This window comes from Psychrobacter sp. 1U2 (assembly GCF_051847575.1).
In genome coordinates this window covers 1-698 of the sequence record NZ_JBPYDC010001121.1, presented here as the reverse complement: position 1 = coordinate 698, position 698 = coordinate 1, and the positions used below count along the sequence as shown (strand labels likewise).

Annotated in this window: 1 protein-coding gene; it reads left to right on the top strand. The window is 40.7% G+C overall.

Annotated features, from left to right (window positions below; genetic code table 11):
- On the top strand, positions 1 to 363 hold a 363-nt coding region (locus ACS8FD_RS20725; protein WP_439277255.1), incomplete at its 5' end, for a MetQ/NlpA family ABC transporter substrate-binding protein.
- Positions 364 to 698 lie beyond the last annotated feature (335 nt).

Below are 698 nucleotides of genomic sequence, written 5' to 3'. Positions count from 1 at the left end.
AACAGTAAGTATGACATCGACATCATTGAACTAGAAGCGGCTCAATTACCACGCGCTCGTGACGAAGTCGACTTTGCTGTTATCAATGGCAACTATGCAACAGATGCTGGTATTGAGCTAACCGAAGCGTTGTTCCAAGAGCCAAGCTTTGCTTATGTTAACTGGTCAGCGGTCAAATCTGCTGATGCTGGTAAAAAATGGGTTGAAGACGTCACCAACGCTTATAACTCAGAAGCCTTCAAAAAGTATGCTCATAATACTTTTCCAGGCTACAAATATCCAAAAATCTGGGGTGGTAACACTGCACCAGCTACCGAAACTACTGCAAGCACTGCTCCTGTAGAAGCAGAAGCAGCTCAGTAATCAAGAGCTTAATGGCTAAAAGTTTTAGACCATTAAATACTGCTAATTTGAATTAATTAACAGTGCTAATAAGACAAGTCGTAAACACAAAAATGCCCACTACTTATGAGTAATGGGCATTTTTTACGTTCTAAATTTTATATTTAGCTTTTGTACTAATCGTTAGATAGTGCTTCTAAACAAGTCCAGCTCAATATCATAACTAGGCTCAGGTTTTTTAAACAAGTACTTACCATTACGAATTGAGGCCAGTACATCCGCGCGTTGGCGCACCGCTTCAAATGGACTTGTCGCATCCAATACTAGGAAGTTTGCTGCCTTACCCACCTCAATAC